Origin of the sequence: Micromonospora sp. CPCC 206171, from assembly GCF_036906755.1 — a bacterium.
GTDB lineage: Bacteria > Actinomycetota > Actinomycetes > Mycobacteriales > Micromonosporaceae > Micromonospora > Micromonospora purpureochromogenes.
In genome coordinates this window covers 73,501-91,143 of the sequence record NZ_JBAKHT010000018.1, presented here as the reverse complement: position 1 = coordinate 91,143, position 17,643 = coordinate 73,501, and the positions used below count along the sequence as shown (strand labels likewise).

The following is a 17,643-nucleotide window of genomic DNA, read 5'->3' as shown; positions in this document are numbered from 1 at the left end:
GCCCCCGGCGCCGGCCCGCTCCCCCGGCCCTCTGCCGGCCACTCGGCCCGGCGAGCGCGCTCGCCCGCTGCGGTGATCAAGAAGTTTGCGTCAGGTCCGGGGCTGATTCCGACGCACACGTCTTGATCACCACGGGGACGGCGGGAGCGCCGGGGGTGGGGAGGTGACGGGGGGGTGAGTGTCTGATTGCTGATCGCGGTCGGCGAAGGTGGCGCTTAACGTGACCGCCGGAGCGCGCGGCGACCTGACAGGCCGGGAGGCACGATCACCGATGAACCCGACCAGGCAGGTCTCGGGCGGCGGGACGGAGGAGGACCTCGTCCGGCTGGCGATCCGGGCGGTGGCCCCCGAGGAGGAGCCGCTGTTGGTATTCCTGCAACCGGCGTACCGGCGTCGCCCCGACCGCTGGCGCGACGACCCCCGCGACCTGGTGCGGGTGGGCGGCGGTGAGGCCGGCGGCGGCGGATTCCACGAGACCGTCGAGCCGCTGCTGCCGTACGTCATGGTGCTGACCGGCGTCGCGCTCACCGCGCTGCGCGACGCGGCACAGGGCCACGCCACCGACGCGGTACGCGGCGGCCTGCGCCGGCTCGGCCGGCGGTGGCGGGCCCGCCGCTCGGGCGCCGATGCACCGGCGCTGCCGGCGGTGCGGCTGCGCCCCGGTCAGGTGCTGCGCATCGAGGAAGCGGTCACCGCCGCCGCCCGCGACCCGCGCTGGGCGCTCAGCGAGGACCAGGTCGCGCTGCTGCGCGCCGCGGTGCGGGACGCGTTCGTCGCACGGTTCGGAGTGGACGGCGGGAACGCCGACGGTGGGTGAGGCGACGTCGCACCGCGCCGGCCACGCCGCGGTGACCCCGCCACTGCCCTCGCCGGCCCTGGGCCGTTTCGTCGCCGTGGTGACCGCCGTTGTCGGGACGAGCATGTTCGGCTGGCAGACGGTGCTCATCGACGCGGCGCTCACCCGGGAACGGGCCGAGTGCGTCAGCGGGCTGCGCCGGTTTCCACCACCCATCGACGTGCGGGCCGGCACGGTCAACGAGGAGTCGGCCGCGGCGGTGCAACGGTGCCTCGGCACCCTGCACGCCGACGTGGTGCGCCAGATGCTCGTCGGGCTGGCGGTGCTGGCGGCCGTGACGGCGGCGATCTACCTGGCCGCGCCGTGGTGCGAACGCCGGTTGCGTGACCTGCGCCGGCTGGACCGGATGCCGGGCACCGAGGTGTTACGGGCGGACCTGGCCGCCCTGGTCCGCGAGGCGGGCCTGCGTCGGCCGCCGACGTTCGTGGTGTCGAGGTCGGCACGGGTCAGCGGCAACACCTTCGGCACGGTCGGAGTCCGGTACGTCCGGCTCGACCTGGGGCTCGTGCACGCCCACCGGACGGCGCCCGGCGTGTTCCGGGCGGTCGTCCAGCACGAACTCGCCCACCTGCGCAACGCGGACGTGGACCTGACCCGGCTGACGATCGCGTTGGCGTGGGCCTTCCCGCTCGGCGTGCTCGCCCCGGTCGCGGTCAACTACGCCGGCGCCGTACCGGCCGCGCACCTGCTCGGCGACGCCTGGCGGTTGGCGGTGTTCGCGTTGGTGGTGCAGGTGTCGGCGTGGTCGGTGCTGCGGGCCCGGGAGTTCGCCGCGGACGCCCGGCTGACCGGGGTGGATGCCGCGACCGCCCGGGCGATGCTCGCGGCCGACCGCACCCGCGCCGGGCGCTGGTCCCGCCTCGCCGCGGTGTTCCGGTTCCAGCCGTTGGCCGGGGCCCGCGCCGACGAGCTGGCCCGGCCGGCGCGCCGGGTCGCCGCCCGCCCGGTCGAGGCGTTGGGCGCCGGCCTGGCGGCCGGGATCGCCGCACCGCCGCTGCTGGACCTGATGTCGCAACTGCCGCGCACCCTGGGCGGCCCCGACCCGCTCACCGGCGGCGCGTTCCTCGCCGGCCTGCTGCTCGGCGCGCCGCTGGCCCTGGTCACCACCGGCGCGCTGTGGCGGTCGGCCTGGTGGGCGCGGCACGGCGGCGGCGCGGCGTCCCGGGGTGGCCTGTTCGGCGCGGCACTCGCCGTCGGGCTGCTCGTCGGCCGCCGGCTGGCCTGGTCGGCCGGGTACGCCAGCGACCGGCCGGCCTGGTGGGTCGAGCTGACCTGGGCCGGGCTCGGGATCGCCGGTGGCGTCCTGCTCGGCCGCTGGGTGGCCCTCGGCGCTCGCGCGCACCTGCGCCGGGTCGCCGTGGACGACGCGACCCGCACCCGCCGGGCGTGGGCCGGCGCCGCCGTGGCCACGACCGTGCTGACCGCCGCCTTCGTGGCGTCGTTCCTGGTCCTGGACGCGTGGTCGGCGGACTCCGAGGTGAGCATGCCGCGGGTGCTCGCGGCGCGGGAGGGCCACCCCGACCAGGTCACCGCGCTCACCCTGCTGGACACCCTCGGCTGGTACGTCCGCGTGCTGGCCGACCAGGCGCCGTACCTGCTCGCGCTGCCGCTCGCCGCCGCGCTGTACCCGGTCCTGGCGAACCGGCCCGCCACCCGGCGGGCGATCCGACTCGGCCTGGTGGCGGGGGTCGTCGGTGCGGCGGCGCTGCCGCTGGTGGTGGCCGGCGTCGCGGTCGCGGTCCGGGACCCGGGCCTCGGGCCGGCGGCGCTGCGAGGGCTGGTCGACGGTCACACCCTGCTGCCGGTGACGCTGGTGGAGATGACCGTGGCGGTCGCGGCCGTGGCCGGCCGGCGGCTGTCGGTCTGGCACGCGCTGCTCGCCGCCGGCACGGCGGGGCTGCTGCTGGCGCCGGCGCTGGTGGCCGTGACGGCGACGCTGCCCTGCCTCGACACCGCCGCCGACCTCGGCTGTGTCCGGCCTCCCGAGCAGGTTCTCGTCGTCCGGGCGGTCAGTCACGCCCTCCTCGTCGCACCGGTGTTCGCGACGCTCGCCGCGGCGCTCGGCGCCGCGGTGACGGCGGCGCTCGCCGTGGCAGTGCGCGCCCGGCACCGGCGCTGGCTGCTGGCCGGTGCCGCCGTCGTGGTGCTGCTCGGCGCGTCCGGGGCGGTGGCCGGCGTGCATCGGGAGTCGGATCGTGCGGCGGTGACCGGACAGGACGGCTGCCTGGTCGGGGTGTGGCGGCTCACCGCCGGCCGCTACCACGTGCCGGTCGCCGCCGACTCGCCGCTGGGCACGCTGGCCGGGCTGCGACAGGACGCGAGCGTGGATCTCGCCAGCGGCCCGGAGACCGGCTTCGCCAGCGCTTACCGGGTGGACGGCACCGCGACGGACCTGTTCGACCTGACCGTGGCGGAGGGCTCCCTCAACGGGCACACCGTGCGCAACGTCCGGCGGGGCATGCAGACGTACCGGTGGACCGCCGGGGCCGGGCGGTACCGGCAGCGCGACGGGGTGACCGCGGGCGACGTGAACCTGCTGCGGGTCGACGGCCAGGAGTTGGACATCAGGTCGGTGATGGCGAACTCGGAGGGCTCGTACCACTGCGCCGGCGACCGGCTGGTGATCCGGCTGGCGGCCGACGACGGGTCGTGGGGCGAGGAGACCTTCGTCCGCAGCCGGGCCTGACGGGGCCGGGACATCGCGACATTTACATTTAACAAAGTTAACTGATAACCTCCGGCGCATCGACGAGGAGGTATGTCATGCGACTCCGACCCGCACTCACCGCTCTGGCCGCCGGCGTGGCGCTGGCCACGGCCGCCGCCGCCCTGCCGCCGACGCAGGGGCTCGCCGCGGCGATCACCGACGTCGCGGCCGTCGCCTGCACCGCGCCCGCCTGGGCCGAGGGCACCACCTACCCGGCGGGCAGCCAGGTCAGCTACGCGGGCCGGCGCTACGAGGCCCTGGTGACCCACACGCCACCGCCGGGCGCCGGCTGGAACCCGGCCGCCGCGCCGTCGCTGTGGCGGGACCTCGGCGCCTGTGACGGCGGCGGCACGCCCACGCCCACGCCCACCCGTACCTCGTCGCCCACGCCGACGCCGACCGCGACGCCGACCGCCACCCCGCCGCCGGGCACACCGACCTGCGCGGCCAAGCCCCGGCCGGCGGGCAAGGTGCTGCAGGGCTACTGGGAGAACTGGGACGGCGCCGCCAACGGCGTCCACCCGCCGCTGGGCTGGATCCCGATCACCGACCAGCGGATCACCGGCCACGGCTACAACGTGGTCAACGCCGCCTTCCCGGTGATCCGCGCCGACGGCACGGCGCTCTGGGAGGACGGCATGGACGCCACCGTCAAGGTGCCCACCCCCGCCGAGATGTGCCAGGCGAAGGCGGCCGGCCTGACCATCCTGCTGTCGATCGGCGGCGCCACCGCCGGCATCGACCTGAACTCGACGGCGGTCGCCGACCGGTTCGTCGCCACGGTGGTGCCGATCCTGAAGAGGTACAACTTCGACGGCATCGACATCGACATCGAGACCGGCCTGACCGGCAGCGGCGACATCAACCGGCTCTCCCCCTCGCAGGCGAACCTGATCCGGATCATCGACGGGGTGCTGGCCCAGATGCCGGCCGGCTTCGGCCTCACCATGGCCCCGGAGACCGCGTACGTCACCGGCGGCAGCGTCACCTACGGCTCGATCTGGGGGGCCTACCTGCCGATCATCAAGCGGTACGCCGACAACGGCCGGCTCTGGTGGCTGAACATGCAGTACTACAACGGCAGCATGTACGGCTGCTCCGGCGACTCCTACCCGGCGGGCACCGTGCAGGGCTTCACCACGCAGACCGACTGCCTCCACACCGGACTGGTCGTCCAGGGCACCACCATCCGCGTCCCGTACGACAAGCAGGTCCCCGGCCTGCCGGCGCAGCCCGGCGCCGGCGGCGGACACCTGCCGCCGTCGTCGGTGGCGCAGGCGTGGAACACCTACCGCGGCGGGCTGAAAGGGCTGATGACCTGGTCGCTGAACTGGGACGGCGCCAAGGGCTGGACCTTCGGCGACAACGTCCGGTCCCTGCAGGGCCGCTGAAGGTCGGCTCCCCGGCCCCGCGCCCCCCGCTCGCCGGGGCGCGGGGCCGGCCTGCGCCTGCGGTGGTCGGCAGCCGGGGGCCGCGCCGGACACTTCGACGCATCGACATGTTGCGGGGATGTTGCGGACGCCTCTAGGCTGCCATGGGAGCGCTCCCGAGCCTCGTCCGGGCATCGAGGCGACACCGGGCACCGCCGGCGACCGCTGGGTGATGTGTGGGCACCACAGCCATCCGGTCCACGGCCGGCCCGGGCACCACCACCTCGCACCCGACCCCCGCAGAGATTGAGACGTCCCATGCAGAAGATCCCCCGCCCGACGCGGCGGCACCTGCTCGCCGCCGGTGCCGCGGCCGCACTGACCATCGGCGCGTCGGCGTTCCTGCCGGTCGCCAACGCGATGGCGGCACCCGGCTGCGCCGTCACCTACACCACCAGCTCCTGGACCGGCGGGTTCACCGCCAACATCACGATCAAGAACCTCGGGGACGCGGTCAACGGCTGGACCCTCGGCTTCAGCTTCCCGGACGCCGGGCAGCGGGTGGGGCAGGGCTGGTCGGCGACGTACCAGCAGAGCGGCCAGTCCGTCACCGCGCAGAGCCTGAGCTGGAACGGCTCCCTGGCCAGTGGGGCGTCCACCACCATCGGCTTCAACGGCACCTGGACCGGCAGCAACCCGGCGCCCACGTCGTTCACCCTCAACGGCACGGTCTGCACCGGCGCGACGCGCCCCACCACCCCGCCGCCGACCGCCACGCCGCCCCCGACCACCCCACCGCCGACCACGCCCCCGCCGACGACGCCGCCGGCCACCGGCCAGACGCCGGTGGCGGTCAACGGTCAGCTCCGGGTCTGCGGGGTGAACCTGTGCAACCAGTACGGCCGGCCGATCCAGCTACGCGGCATGAGCACCCACGGCCTGCAGTGGTTCGCCCAGTGCTACAACGACGCGTCCCTCGACGCGCTCGCCACCGACTGGCGCGCCGACCTGCTGCGGATCTCGATGTACGTGCAGGAGGGCGGCTACGAGACCAACCCGAGCGGCTTCACCGACCGGGTCAACACGCTGGTCGACGAGGCCGGTGAGCGGGGCCTGTACGCGCTGATCGACTTCCACACGCTGACCCCCGGCGACCCGATGTACAACCTGGACCGGGGCAAGACCTTCTTCGCCGCCGTCTCGGCCCGCAACGCCAACCGCAACAACGTCATCTACGAGATCGCCAACGAGCCCAACGGGGTCAGCTGGCAGACCATCAAGAACTACGCCGACCAGGTCATCCCGGTGATCCGGGCCAACGACCCGGACGCGATCGTGGTCGTCGGCACCCGGGGCTGGTCCTCGCTGGGCGTGTCGGAGGGCGGCAACTCCACCGAGGTGATCAGCAACCCGGTGAACGCCGGCAACGTCATGTACGCGTTCCACTTCTACGCCGCCTCGCACCGGGACAACTACCGGGCCGAGGTCGAGCGGGCCGCCGCCCGGCTGCCGCTGTTCGTCACCGAGTTCGGCACGGTCACCTACACCGGCGGCGGGGCCGTCGACGCGGGCAGCAGCACGGCCTGGCTGGACCTGCTGGACCGGCTGAAGATCAGCTACGCCAACTGGACGTACTCCGACGCCGACGAGGGCAGCGCCGCCTTCAAGCCGGGCACCTGCTACGGCGGCACGTACGCCGGCACCGGCGTGCTCACCGAGTCCGGCGTCTTCATGCGCAACCGGATCCGTACCCCGGACACCTTCCCCACCAGCTGACCGGAAGCGACACCGCGCGGCGCCCGTCCCGGTCGGGGCGGGCGCCGTGCGGTCCCGCCCGCCGGCCGGGTCGCGGGGCGGCCCGCCCCGCGACCCGGCGGAGCCGTCAGGCGACCGCTACCGCGGCGGCCCGCCCGGCCGTCCGCCCGGAGAAGAGGCAACCACCGAGGAAGGTGCCCTCCAGGGCGTTGTAGCCGTGCATGCCGCCGCCACCGAACCCGGCGACCTCGCCGGCGGCGTACACCCCGCCGAGCGGTTCGCCGTCCGGGCGCAGCACCCGGCCGGAGAGGTCGGTGTGCAGCCCGCCGAGGGTCTTGCGGGTCAGCACGTGCAGCTGGACGGCGATCAACGGGCCCGCCGCCGGATCGAGCAGGCGGTGCGGCGTGGCGACCCGGATCAGCCGGTCGCCCCGGTACCGGCGGGCGCCCCGGACGGCGTGCAGCTGGGCGTCCTTGCCGTACGGGTGCGCGACGTCGCGGTCGCGCGCCTCGACCAGCCGGCGCAGCGGCGTGACGTCCAACTGCGGGCCGCCCGTCTCGGCCGCCAACGCGTTCATCCCGTCGACCAGCTCCTCCAGGGTGTCGGCGACCACGAAGTCGGCGCCGTGGCGCTTGAACGCCTCCACCGGGCCGGGCGCGCCGGGACGGACCCGTTGCAGGACCTGCCGGACACTGCGGTTGGTCAGGTCCGGGTTCTGCTCGGAGCCCGACAGCGCGAACTCCTTCTCGATGATCTTCTGGGTGAGCAGGAACCAGCTGTAGTCGTGCCCCGTGCCGCGCAGGTGCCGCAGGGTGGCGAGGGTGTCGAAGCCGGGGAACAGCGGCGCGGGCAGCCGCCGGCCGGTCGCGTCGAGCCACAGCGACGACGGGCCGGGCAGGATCCGGATGCCGTGGTCCGGCCAGACCGGGTCCCAGTTGCGCAGGCCCTCGGTGTAGTGCCACATCCGGTCCGGGTTGATCACCTGCCCGCCGGCGGCCTCGGTGATGCCCAGCATCCGGCCGTCGACGTAGGCGGGCACCCCGGCGACCATCCGGGTCGGCGGCGTGCCGAGCCGCGCCGGCCAGGCCCGCCGGACGAGGTCGTGGTTGCCGCCGATGCCGCCCGAGGTGATGATCACGGCCTGCGCGCCGTACGCGAAGTCGCCGACCGCCACCCGGGAGGTGCTGCGGCCGCGCGGGGCGTCGTCGGGTTCGAGGACGGTCCCGCGTACCCCGGTGACCACGCCGCCTGTGGTGACGAGTTCGTCGACCCGGTGCCGGAACAGCAGTCGTACCCGGCCTTCGTCGGCGGCCTGCTGGACCCGCCGGGCGAACGGCTCGACCAGCCCCGGGCCGGTGCCCCAGGTGACGTGGAACCGGGGTACGGAGTTGCCGTGGCCGTCGGCCGCGCCCCCGCCCCGCTCGGCCCAGCTGACCACCGGGAAGACCCGGTGGTCCATCCCCCGCAGCCAGGCCCGCTTCTCCCCGGCCGCGAAGTGCACGTACGCCTCGGCCCACCGGCGCGGCCAGTGGTCCTCGGGTCGGTCGAAGGCCGCGCTGCCCGTCCAGTCCTGCCAGGCCAGCTCGACCGAGTCGCGGATGCCCATCCGCCGCTGCTCGGGCGAGTCCACCAGGAACAGGCCGCCGAACGACCAGAACGCCTGCCCGCCGAGGTTCTGCGCGGGCTCCTGGTCGAGCAGCAGCACCCGCCGACCCGCGTCGGCGGCCTCGGCGGCGGCGACCAGGCCGGCCAGCCCGGCGCCGATCACGATGACATCCGTATCCATGCCACCGACGCTACGTACGAGGTTGCCAAGATGGTGGCGGTCCACGCGCAAGATCCAGTGTAGGTTTTGTAACCCGGATGACAAAAGTGAGGGGCCGAAGCGTGTCCGACGCGCTCATCGACATCGAGCCGGGGCTCGCCGCGCTCCCGCCGACGGTCGGCGAGCACCTCCGCGGGCTGCGGGCACCCCTGCACGGGCGGATCCTCGCGACGGTCCGCGCGGCCATGCGGGCGCAGGGCCGGTCGCTGACCGGCGGGCAGGGGCAGGGCCTCACCCTCGGCGTCGAGACCGCCGTCGACGCGTTCGTCGAGGCGGTCGCCGATCCGGGCCGCGACCTCGCCGCCACCCGGGCGGTGTTCCACGCCCTCGGCCGCACCGAGTACCGGGAGGGCCACCGGGTGGACGCGCTGCGCACCGTCCTCACCCTCGGCGCCCGGGACATCTGGGCCTTCCTCGTGGAGAACGCCGGCCCGGCCGGCCCGGCGCCGGGCGACCTGTACGTCATCGCCGGTGCGCTGTTCGGCTTGGCCGACGCCCTCGCCGGCGCGGCGGCGGAGGGATTCCTCGACGAGCAGCGCGACGCCGCGCAGGACTGGGCGACCACCCGCCGCCGGCTGATCACCCTGCTGGTGCAGCCCGAGGCCCCGGCCGAGAGCGCGCTGCACGCGGCGGCCGACGCGGCCCGCTGGCCGCTGCCCCGCAGCGTCGCCGTGGTCAGCGTCGACGGCAGCGACGCCGAGCACCTGGCGCGGTCCATCGGCGGGGGCGCCATCGCCACCGTCATCGACGACGCGGTACGGCTCGTCCTGCCCGACCCGGGCACGCCCGGACGGCTGGCCAGCGCCCGGCAGGCGCTGTCCGGCCGGCGGGCGGCGCTCGGCCCAACCGTCGAGCTGGGCCGGGCCCGGCTGTCGTACCGGCTCTCCCGACGCGCGCTGGCCCTGCAACACGACGGCGTGCTCCCACCGGGGCCGCTCGGTTGCGACGAGCACCTGCTGACCCTGCTGATGGCCTGGGAGCCGGGCCTCGCCGACCGGCTGGGCGCGGTCGAGCTGGCCGCGTTGGACGGCATCCGGCCCGCCGCCCGGCAGGCGCTGGCCGAGACGCTGCACAGCTGGCTGCGCCGGCAGGGGCAGGTGGTCGCCGTCGCCGAGGAGCTGCACACCCACCCGCAGACCGTGCGGTACCGGATGCGCCGGCTGCGTGAGCTGTTCGGCCCGGCGCTGGACGATCCCGACGCCCGGCTCGCCCTGCAACTCGCCCTCCGGCACCGGCTGAGCCGGCCGGCCGGCACCGGGGGATCCGGGACCCGTCCGCGTTGAACCGTACGGCCGTCCGATCCGAACCACTGATCGTGCGTACCCGAACCGCCGCGCTGCTGGGGCTGCTGCTCGCCCTGCTGTCCGTACCGCTGACGCCGCCCGTCCCCGCCGCCGCGCACGCCGTGCTGGTCGCCAGCAGTCCGGTCCGCGACGCGGTGATCGGTTCGCCGCCGCGGGAGGTCGTGGTGACCTTCAGCGAGCCGGTGGCCCCCGTCGCGGGGCGGGTGCAGGTCCTCGGCCCGGACGGGCGGAAGGTCCACACGGGTGAGCCGGTGGTGCGCGGCGGCACCCTGCGCATCCCGGTCCGGGTGCCCGACCGGCCGCTCGGCACCTACCTGGTCAGCTACCGGGTGATCTCGGCCGACAGCCATCCGGTGGCCGGCAGCTTCACGTACTCCGCCGGCGCCCCGTCGGCGACTCCCCCGCCGCCCGACGGTCGGACCCGGACCAGCGGCGCGCTGGCGCCGGCCGCCCGGTACGTCGGCTACCTGGGGCTGGTGCTGGCCGTCGGTCCGGTGCTGCTGGCCGTCGGGATGTGGCCGCGCCGGCGCTCCCGCCGCCCGGCCGTGACGGCCGCCTGGGCGGGGCTCGGCCTGGTCGTGGTGGCCACCGCCGGGCAGTGGGTGGCACAGGCCGCGGACATGGTGGGCGCGCCGGTCGGTGAGCTGTCCCCGGCCGACCTGCGGGCGGTGGCCGCCAGCGCCGTCGGCCCGGTGCTGGGGGCCCGGCTGGCCCTGGTCGGCGTGGCCGCGGCGCTGCTGCCCGCCGTGGTGGCCGGCCGGTCGGGTCGGGGGCGGCGGGCCGCGCTGGCGGGAGTCGGCGTCGCGGCGCTGACCACCTGGCCGTTGGCCGGGCACCCGGTGGCCGCGCCGCTGCCGCCGGTCAGTGTCGCCGTCGGCGTGGTGCACCTGGCCGCGATGGCGGTCTGGGCGGGCGGGCTGCTCACCCTGGTGGCGTTCCTGCTGCCCGGCCTGCACGAGCGGGTGCGCGCCCGGGTCCTGCCCGCCTGGTCCCGGCTGGCCACCCTCGCGGTGTGCTGGCTGCTCGCCAGTGGCGTCGCCCAGGCCGCGGTCGAGCTCGGCCGGCCCGCCGCGCTGCTCGACACGCCGTACGGGCGGTTGCTGTGCGGCAAGGTCGCCCTGCTCGCCGGGGTGCTGGCGGTCGCCGCCGGGCAGCGACGCCTGGTCCGCCGGGGGCTGGCGGCGGGCCGGCCGGGCCGGGTCAGCCGGGCGGCGGGGGTCGAGCTGGTCGCCACCGCGCTGGTGCTGGCCCTCAGCGCCGTGCTGGTGCAGACGCCGCCGGGCCGCACGGCCGGTACCGAGGCCGCCCGAGCCAGCCGCGAGGGCGTCGCCCAGACGCTGACCAGCGGCCTGTACACCTTGCAGTTCGACGTCTACCCGGTGCGGGTCGGGCGACCGAACTCGCTGCACGCCTACGTCTACACCCCGCAGGGCCAGGCGCTGCCGGTCGTGGAGTGGACGGTCAGTCTGGCCCTGCCGGCGGCCGGCGTGGAGCCGGTCCGGGTGCCGGTCGACACGCCGGAACCGCACCACGCCAGCGCGGAGGTCACCTTCCCGGTCCGGGGCGAGTGGACGCTGCGGTTCACCGCCCGGACCAGCGACGTCGACCAGGCCACCGTCACCGCCACCGTGCCCGTCGGCTGAGGTACCGCCGGGTCCGCGGGCGAGCCCCTCTTGACACACCGGCGCGGGTGCCCGGCGCCGCCGAACAGTTGCCCCGCCCCGGTCGGCGCGCGGCCCGCACCCGACGCGCCGACCGGGTGTCCCGGTGGCGGCGTCCGCCGGTCAGTCGACGGCCGCGCCCGTGTGCCAGGTCGCCGAGTCGAAGTCGGCGTACCCGCCGTCGGCGCCGATGTCCTGCACCCAGAGGCCGGCGAACGCCCCGGTGAAGCCCCAGCCCGTGGGCTCGCCGTCCACCGCGCGGGCGGCGTGCTCGTCGGAGAGGATGGTGGCGTCGAGCACCGGTGACAGGGGCCGCCACCCGTCGCCGAGGTCGTAGGAGAACCGCAGGGCCGGCCCGTCGAAGACCACCCGCAGCCCGATCCGCGCGCGCCGTCCCAGCCGCACGGTCGCCTCCGGGTACGCCGTGCGCCGGCCGGAGTCGCAGCTGAGCACCTCCAGCACCGGCTCCCCCGCGTCGTCCAGGCTGACGTAGGCGTAGTGCCAGTTGCGGCTGTTGTAGTAGCCGGTGATCCCGGCCAGCTGGCGAAAGGTCTCCGGCCGGAACTCCAGCACGGTGGACAGCGCGCTGCGCGGGTCGGTGACCCGGCGGGCGACCAGGCTGGGCCGGTGCCGCCCGACCGGTGACTGGCCACCGACGATCCGCAGGTGGGAGGGGCGCGCGGCGAGGTCGGCCCAGTCCGGGGTGGCCGGACGGCGCAGGGTCGACCAGGCCGGCCCGAGGGTGGGGGCGTCGAAGTCGTCGGTCGCGGGCTCCGCCGGCCACGGCGCGGGCGGCAGGTCGGGGGCGGCCACCACGTCGGCCGGTACGCCCCCGCGCACCCGGGGCCACCCGTCGGCGGTCCACTCGACCGGTTGCAGGGCGGTCTCCCGGCCCAGCACGCAGTTGCCCAGCGGGGTGTAGGGGCGGCCGGTGAGGTGGGCCAGGTACCACCGGCCGTCGCCGGTCTCGACCAGGCTGCCGTGGCCGGCCTTCTGCAACCGCAGCTCGGGCCGGCCGTACGAGCTGATCAGCGGGCCCGCCGGGTCCGGCCGGTACGGGCCGAACAGCGACCGGGAGCGGGCCACCGTCGCCTGGTGCTCCCAGCTGGTGCCGCCCTCGGCGGTGAGCAGGTAGTACCAGCCGTCGCGGCGGTAGAGGTGCGGCCCCTCGGTGACCCCGGCGGTGGTGCCCTCGAAGATCAGCCGGGGCGGGCCGACGAGCCGCCCGGCCACCGGGTCGTACCGCTGGATCTCGATGCCGCCGAACGAGTCGCGCCCGGGACGCCAGTCCGCGCGCATGGCCAGCAGCCAGGTGCTGCCGTCGTCGTCGTGGAAGAGCGACGGGTCGAAGCCGTGGGCGTGCACGGGCACCGGGTCCGACCAGGGGCCGGTGATGTCGGGCGCGGTGACCACGTAGTTCTGCGGGTCCCAGTAGCCGCCGGCGAAGCTGGCCACGTCGGTGTAGACGAGGTGGAACCGCCCGTGCGCGTACGACAGGCAGGGCGCCCAGACGCCGCACGAGTCGCCGACGCCGGTGAGGTCGAGCAGGCGGCGCTCGGTGAGGATGCCGCCGAGCGATCGCCAGTGGACCAGGTCGCGGGAGTGGTGCAGCCGCACCCCCGGGTACCACTCGAACGTCGAGGTGGCGAGGTAGTAGTCCTCCCCCACCCGCAGGATGGACGGGTCGGGGTGGAAGCCCGGCAGCACCGGGTTGTGGATCACACGGGTGGTGGTGGGCGTGGTTACCCCGCTGGTCATGAAGAGGTCTCCTCGTGGGGGGCGGGTCACTTGCCGAAGCCGGCGGTGAGGCCGCCGAGCAGGTGACGCCGGCCGAACAGGTAGAGGGTGAGCACCGGCAGCGCGGAGAACACCACCAGCGCCATCAGGCCGGGCACGTCGGTGCCGAACTGGTTCTGGAAGTTCCACAGCCCGAGCGGCAGCACCCGCTGCTCGGGGCTCTGGGTGAGCACGAGGGGGAAGAGGAAGCCGTTCCAGGCGCCCAGCCCGCTGAAGATGCCGATGCTGACCAGGCCGGGCCGGGCCAGCGGCACCACGAGCCGGGTGAAGGTGCGCGCCGAGCCCGCCCCGTCGACCGTCATCGCCTCGTACAGCTCGTCGGGGATGTCGCGCAGTGTGCTGGTGAGCACGACGACCGACATCGGCAGGGAGAACGCCACGGTGGGCAGGATGACGGCCAGCAGCGAGTCGTAGAGCTGGAGCCGGGTGATGATCAGGTAGATCGGGACGACCACGGCCTGGGCGGGGATGGCCAGGCCGAGCAGGAAGAGCGAGAACCCGACCCGCACGGCCCGACTCGTGCCGCGCACGATCGCGTACGCCGCGGGCAGCGCGAGGGCCAGCACCAGCACGATCGTCGCGGCGGTCACCACCGCGCTGTTGAGCAGCAGGCGGGCGAAACCCGACCCCAGCACCCGGCCGTAGTTGTCGAGGGTCAGCGTCCCGGGCAGGGCGAGAGCGCCGTCGTTGAGGTAGCCGTCGGGAGTGCGCAGGCTGGTGACCACGATGTAGTAGAGCGGCAGCACCACCACGAGCAGCCAGAGTGTCGCGCCGACCCCGGCCGGCAGGTTCACCGGCCCGCGGGCCGGCGCCCGGCCCGCGGCAGGCGGCTTGTCGGCGCGTACCCCCGTCGTGGCCGACGCGGGCGTGCCGCGCGTCGGCGGCGGCGCCACGGACTGCGGGTGTCTCACAGGCCCTCCCGGTCACTGGCCATCCGGTGGTAACCGGTGGCCCGGACGATCAGCACCGACAGCACGGTGCCGACGGCCACCAGCAGCACCGACAGCGTGCTGGCGTAGCCCATGTCGAAGCCGACGAAGCCCTTGATGTACATGTGCAGCGGCAGCACCCGGGTCTCGGTGCCCGGCCCGCCCCCGGTGAGCAGCAGGATCGTCTCGAAGTAGGTGAGCGACCCGACGATCATCAGCACCGAGGAGGCGACGATCGTGTGGCGCAGCAGCGGCAGGGTGATCGAGCGGAACTGGCGTACCCGGTCGGCGCCGTCGATGGCGGCGGCCTCGTAGAGGCTCGCCGGGATCTGCCGGACGGCGGCCTGGTAGATCAGCGTGTGGAACGGGACGAACTGCCAGGCGATGACGAGGGCGACCACGTACAGCGCGCGGTCCGGGTCGCCGATCAGGTTCCCGTCGGGCGCGCCCAGCCAGGGCCCCAGCGTCGCCGCGGCGCCGAAGTTGGGGTCCAGCAGGGACAGCCAGGCCAGCGCGATCGCGGCGGTGGACAGCAACAGGGGCAGGAAGAAGGCCGCCGAGAGGATCGCCCGGTTGCGCTGCGGCGCCGCCGCCCAGACGCCCAGCAGCAACGCCAGCGGGGTCTGCACCACCCAGCACAGCGCCGTCAGCAGCAGCGTGGTCCCGATGCCGTGGGTCAGGTCGGCGTCGTCGCCCAGCGCCCGCCAGTTGTCCAGGCCCGTCCACACCGGATCGCCGAGCCCGTTCCAGCGGGTCAGGCTGAGGTAGGCCACGACCAGGATCGGCGCCAGCCCGAAGGCGGTGAAGAACAGCCCGGCGGGAACCGCCCAGAGCGCCCCCGGCCGGCCGTGCCGGCGCCGGTCCGCCGGGGCCCGGCCGAGGGCCGGCACGGCCGCGGTCACCGCGCCTTGCCCATCGCGGCGACGAAGTCGGCCGGGGTGAGCTGGGCGAGGAAGAGCTTCTGCAGGTTGGTCAGCAGCTCGCTGCCGACCGAGGGCGGCAGCGCCTGGTCCCAGGACTGGGTGAACGACGACGCGCCGGACACCAGCTGGTAGGTGAAGGTGGTGAACTCGGCGCCCGGGGTGCCGGCCAGCTTGGTCTCCACGCCCTTGACCGCCGGCACCTGCCCGGCGGCGATCAGCCCCTGGACGTACGACTCGGAGGTCAGGGTCCGCTTCAGGAAGTCGACCGCCGTGTCGGCGTGCTTGGAGCTGGCCGACACCGAGTAGTAGTTGCTCGGGTTGCCGACCACCGCCGTCGGGTCGCCAGCGCCGTCGGCGACCGTCGGGAAGGGCAGCCAGCCCAGCTTGCCGTCCTTGACGAAGGCCGGGTTGCTGGTCAGCTGGGTGGAGTACTCCCAGCTGCCCATGAGGAACATGGCCGCCTTGCCGGTGGCGAAGAGCTTCGAGGCGCCGGAGTTGTCGTAGTTGATCGAGGCGAAGCTCGCGCCGAACGCGCCCCGCTTCGCCAGCTCCTGGCACATCGTGGCGGCGCGCACCACCGCCGGGTCCGACCAGGCGCCGACCGCCCCGGCCGCGATCGCGGCGAACTTGTCGGGCCCGCCCACCCGGTCCAGCAGGTACTCCAGGTACATCAGTTCGGTCCAGCCCTGCGAGCCGGGCAGCGCGATCGGGGTGACCCCCTTGGCCTTCAGCGCGTCGACCACGGCCAGCAGCTGGTCGTACGTCTTCGGCGGCTCGAGCCCGGCGGCGGCGAAGACGCCCTGGTGGTAGTAGAGGATCACCGGCTGGATCCCGTTCATCGGCAGGGCGTACTGCCGGCCGTCGACCTGCCCCACCGACAGCACGCTCGGCAGGAACGCGGTGGACAGGTCGGCCGTCCGGTCGGTCAGGTCGACCACCTGGCCGGCCTTGACGAACTGGGCGAGGTTGCCGCCGCCCCAGTTGAAGAAGACGTCCGGCGCCTGCGGCGACCCCATCGCCACCTGGAGCTTCTGCTTGTAGGCGTCGTTGACGTACGTGGTGAACTGGATCTTGTTCTCGGCACCCGAGTTATAGGCGTCGATGGCGGACTTGAGGACCTTATGGTATTCGGCGTCCTGCAGAGCCCAGAGCTGAAGCTGGCCACCCCCGCCCGGTCCGGAGTTGCCGCACGTGGCGAGCGAGCCTAGCACGCCGGTGCTGAGCAGGGCTGCGGCCGTACCACCCAGGAAATCGCGCCGACGCATGGCCGATCACCGTCCTCTCCACGACCCGGCCGCGCCCGACCGGATGCCTCGATAAGTTTCGGGAAAGTTTCGATTTCGAGGCAGACTAGGCAGCGCCGCGAGATCGGGTCAAGGGGTCGCCGTCGATGGAACGGCAGCGGAATCTAACGGATCGGACACGCCGGTGCGCAGTTTTCGAAACTTTCGGGATACGATCGAGGGCAGGGCACATCGATCGGCGAGGAGAGTGGCATGCCGGAGACGCGGGCGACCCTGTCGGAGATCGCGGCCGCCGCGGGCGTGTCCGTGCCCACCGTCTCCAAGGTGCTCAACGGCCGGCCGGACGTCGCGCCCACCACCCGGCAGAAGGTGCAGGACCTGCTCGACCGGCGCGGCTACACCGCCCGGCGGGCCACCTCCTCCGGTGGCGCCGGCCTCATCGACCTGGTCTTCCGCGACCTCGGCAGCCCCTGGGCGATGCAGATCCTCGACGGCGTCGAGGAGCTGGCCTACCGGGCCGGCATGGGGGTGGTGGTCTCCGCCGTGCACGGTCGACACCGCACCCGCCCCGACCGGCGCTGGATCGAGCAGCTCTCGGCCCGCCGCTGCGACGGGGTGCTGCTGGTGCTCTCCGACCTCTCCCCCAGCCAGCAGAGCCAACTCGACGAGCTGGGCATCCCGGTGGTCATCATCGACCCGGCCGGGCAGCCCGGCGCGGGCATCCCGTCCGTCGGCGCGACGAACTGGGCCGGTGGCGTCGCCGCCACCGAGCACCTGCTGGGCCTCGGCCACGACCGGATCGCCGTGATCGGCGGCCAGCCCACCGTGCCGTGCAGCCGGGCCCGCGTCGACGGCTACCGGGCCGCGATGAACGCGGCGGGCCGCAAGATTCCCGCCGGTTACGTCCGGCACGGCGACTTCAACGCGCCGTCCGGATACCGGGAGATCAACGCCCTGCTCGACCTCTCCCGCCCGCCCACCGCCGTCTTCGCCTGCGCCGACCAGATGGCCCTCGGCGCCTACGAGGCGCTCTACGAGCGCGGCGCGCGGGTTCCCGACGACGTGAGCATCGTCGGCTTCGACGACCTGGACGCCGCCCGCTGGTCGGCCCCGCCGCTGACCACCGTCCGCCAGCCGCTGACCGAGATGGCCGGGATGGCGACCCGGATGCTGCTCGCGCTGATCGCCGGCGAGGAACTGGACAGCCACCGCATCGAGCTGGCCACCCCGCTGATCGTCCGGCAGAGCACCCGCCGGCCGGCCTGAGCGCAG

12 protein-coding genes are annotated in these 17,643 nt (G+C 74.6%); 7 read left to right on the top strand and 5 right to left on the bottom strand.

The features are described from left to right. The first annotated feature begins 271 nt into the window (after nt 1–271). The 4 genes from V6U89_RS20550 (at nt 272) to V6U89_RS20535 (ending at nt 6,709) form a co-directional block, all read left to right on the top strand. Nucleotides 272–817 (top strand): hypothetical protein, encoded by a 546-nt coding sequence (locus tag V6U89_RS20550; RefSeq protein ID WP_334572974.1) that lies wholly within the window; start codon nt 272–274, stop codon nt 815–817. Next, the gene (locus V6U89_RS20545; RefSeq protein ID WP_334572973.1) at nt 810–3,542 is read left to right on the top strand and encodes a hypothetical protein; all 2,733 of its coding nucleotides are present in this window, start codon (nt 810–812) and stop codon (nt 3,540–3,542) included. Before V6U89_RS20550 ends, V6U89_RS20545 begins: the two co-directional genes overlap by 8 nt. A gap of 77 nt (nt 3,543–3,619) precedes the next feature. After that, the gene (locus V6U89_RS20540; RefSeq protein ID WP_334572972.1) at nt 3,620–4,954 is read left to right on the top strand and encodes a carbohydrate-binding protein; all 1,335 of its coding nucleotides are present in this window, start codon (nt 3,620–3,622) and stop codon (nt 4,952–4,954) included. A gap of 297 nt (nt 4,955–5,251) precedes the next feature. Beyond that, complete coding sequence (locus tag V6U89_RS20535) at nt 5,252–6,709, top strand: cellulase family glycosylhydrolase (RefSeq protein WP_334572971.1); 1,458 nt, start codon at nt 5,252–5,254, stop codon at nt 6,707–6,709. A 106-nt stretch (nt 6,710–6,815) separates the two neighbouring features. Here the strand turns inward: V6U89_RS20535 and V6U89_RS20530 are convergent, their stop codons facing one another. Further along, entirely contained in the window at nt 6,816–8,474 is a 1,659-nt protein-coding gene (locus V6U89_RS20530) for an FAD-binding dehydrogenase (protein ID WP_334572970.1), read from the bottom strand. 101 nt (nt 8,475–8,575) lie between these two features. Here V6U89_RS20530 and V6U89_RS20525 point away from each other — a divergent pair, with 101 nt between their 5' ends. Beyond that, nucleotides 8,576–9,796: a PucR family transcriptional regulator gene (locus V6U89_RS20525; protein WP_334572969.1), complete on the top strand. Its 1,221-nt coding sequence runs from the start codon at nt 8,576–8,578 to the stop codon at nt 9,794–9,796. A gap of 32 nt (nt 9,797–9,828) precedes the next feature. Then, nucleotides 9,829–11,460 (top strand): copper resistance CopC/CopD family protein, encoded by a 1,632-nt coding sequence (locus V6U89_RS20520; RefSeq protein WP_334572968.1) that lies wholly within the window; start codon nt 9,829–9,831, stop codon nt 11,458–11,460. Between the two features lie 141 nt (nt 11,461–11,601). On the opposite strand, the gene V6U89_RS20515 is transcribed toward V6U89_RS20520, so the two are convergent. The 4 genes from V6U89_RS20515 to V6U89_RS20500 are packed head-to-tail and all read right to left on the bottom strand — an operon-like array spanning nt 11,602 to nt 16,392. Further along, a complete protein-coding gene (locus V6U89_RS20515; protein ID WP_334572967.1) occupies nt 11,602–13,236 on the bottom strand; it encodes a glycoside hydrolase family 43 protein in 1,635 nt (544 codons plus the stop codon). Between the two features lie 26 nt (nt 13,237–13,262). Then, nucleotides 13,263–14,186 (bottom strand): carbohydrate ABC transporter permease, encoded by a 924-nt coding sequence (locus tag V6U89_RS20510; RefSeq protein ID WP_334572966.1) that lies wholly within the window; start codon nt 14,184–14,186, stop codon nt 13,263–13,265. Next, nucleotides 14,183–15,106, bottom strand: a complete 924-nt coding sequence (locus V6U89_RS20505) for a carbohydrate ABC transporter permease (protein WP_334572965.1) — start codon at nt 15,104–15,106, stop codon at nt 14,183–14,185. Before V6U89_RS20505 ends, V6U89_RS20510 begins: the two co-directional genes overlap by 4 nt. After that, nucleotides 15,103–16,392 carry an ABC transporter substrate-binding protein gene (locus V6U89_RS20500; protein WP_334572964.1) on the bottom strand — a complete coding sequence of 430 codons (1,290 nt, stop codon included), beginning with the start codon at nt 16,390–16,392 and terminating at the stop codon, nt 15,103–15,105. Before V6U89_RS20500 ends, V6U89_RS20505 begins: the two co-directional genes overlap by 4 nt. A gap of 231 nt (nt 16,393–16,623) precedes the next feature. On the opposite strand from V6U89_RS20500, the gene V6U89_RS20495 reads away from it, so the two are divergent. Beyond that, nucleotides 16,624–17,637 carry a LacI family DNA-binding transcriptional regulator gene (locus V6U89_RS20495; protein ID WP_334572963.1) on the top strand — a complete coding sequence of 338 codons (1,014 nt, stop codon included), beginning with the start codon at nt 16,624–16,626 and terminating at the stop codon, nt 17,635–17,637. Nucleotides 17,638–17,643 lie beyond the last annotated feature (6 nt).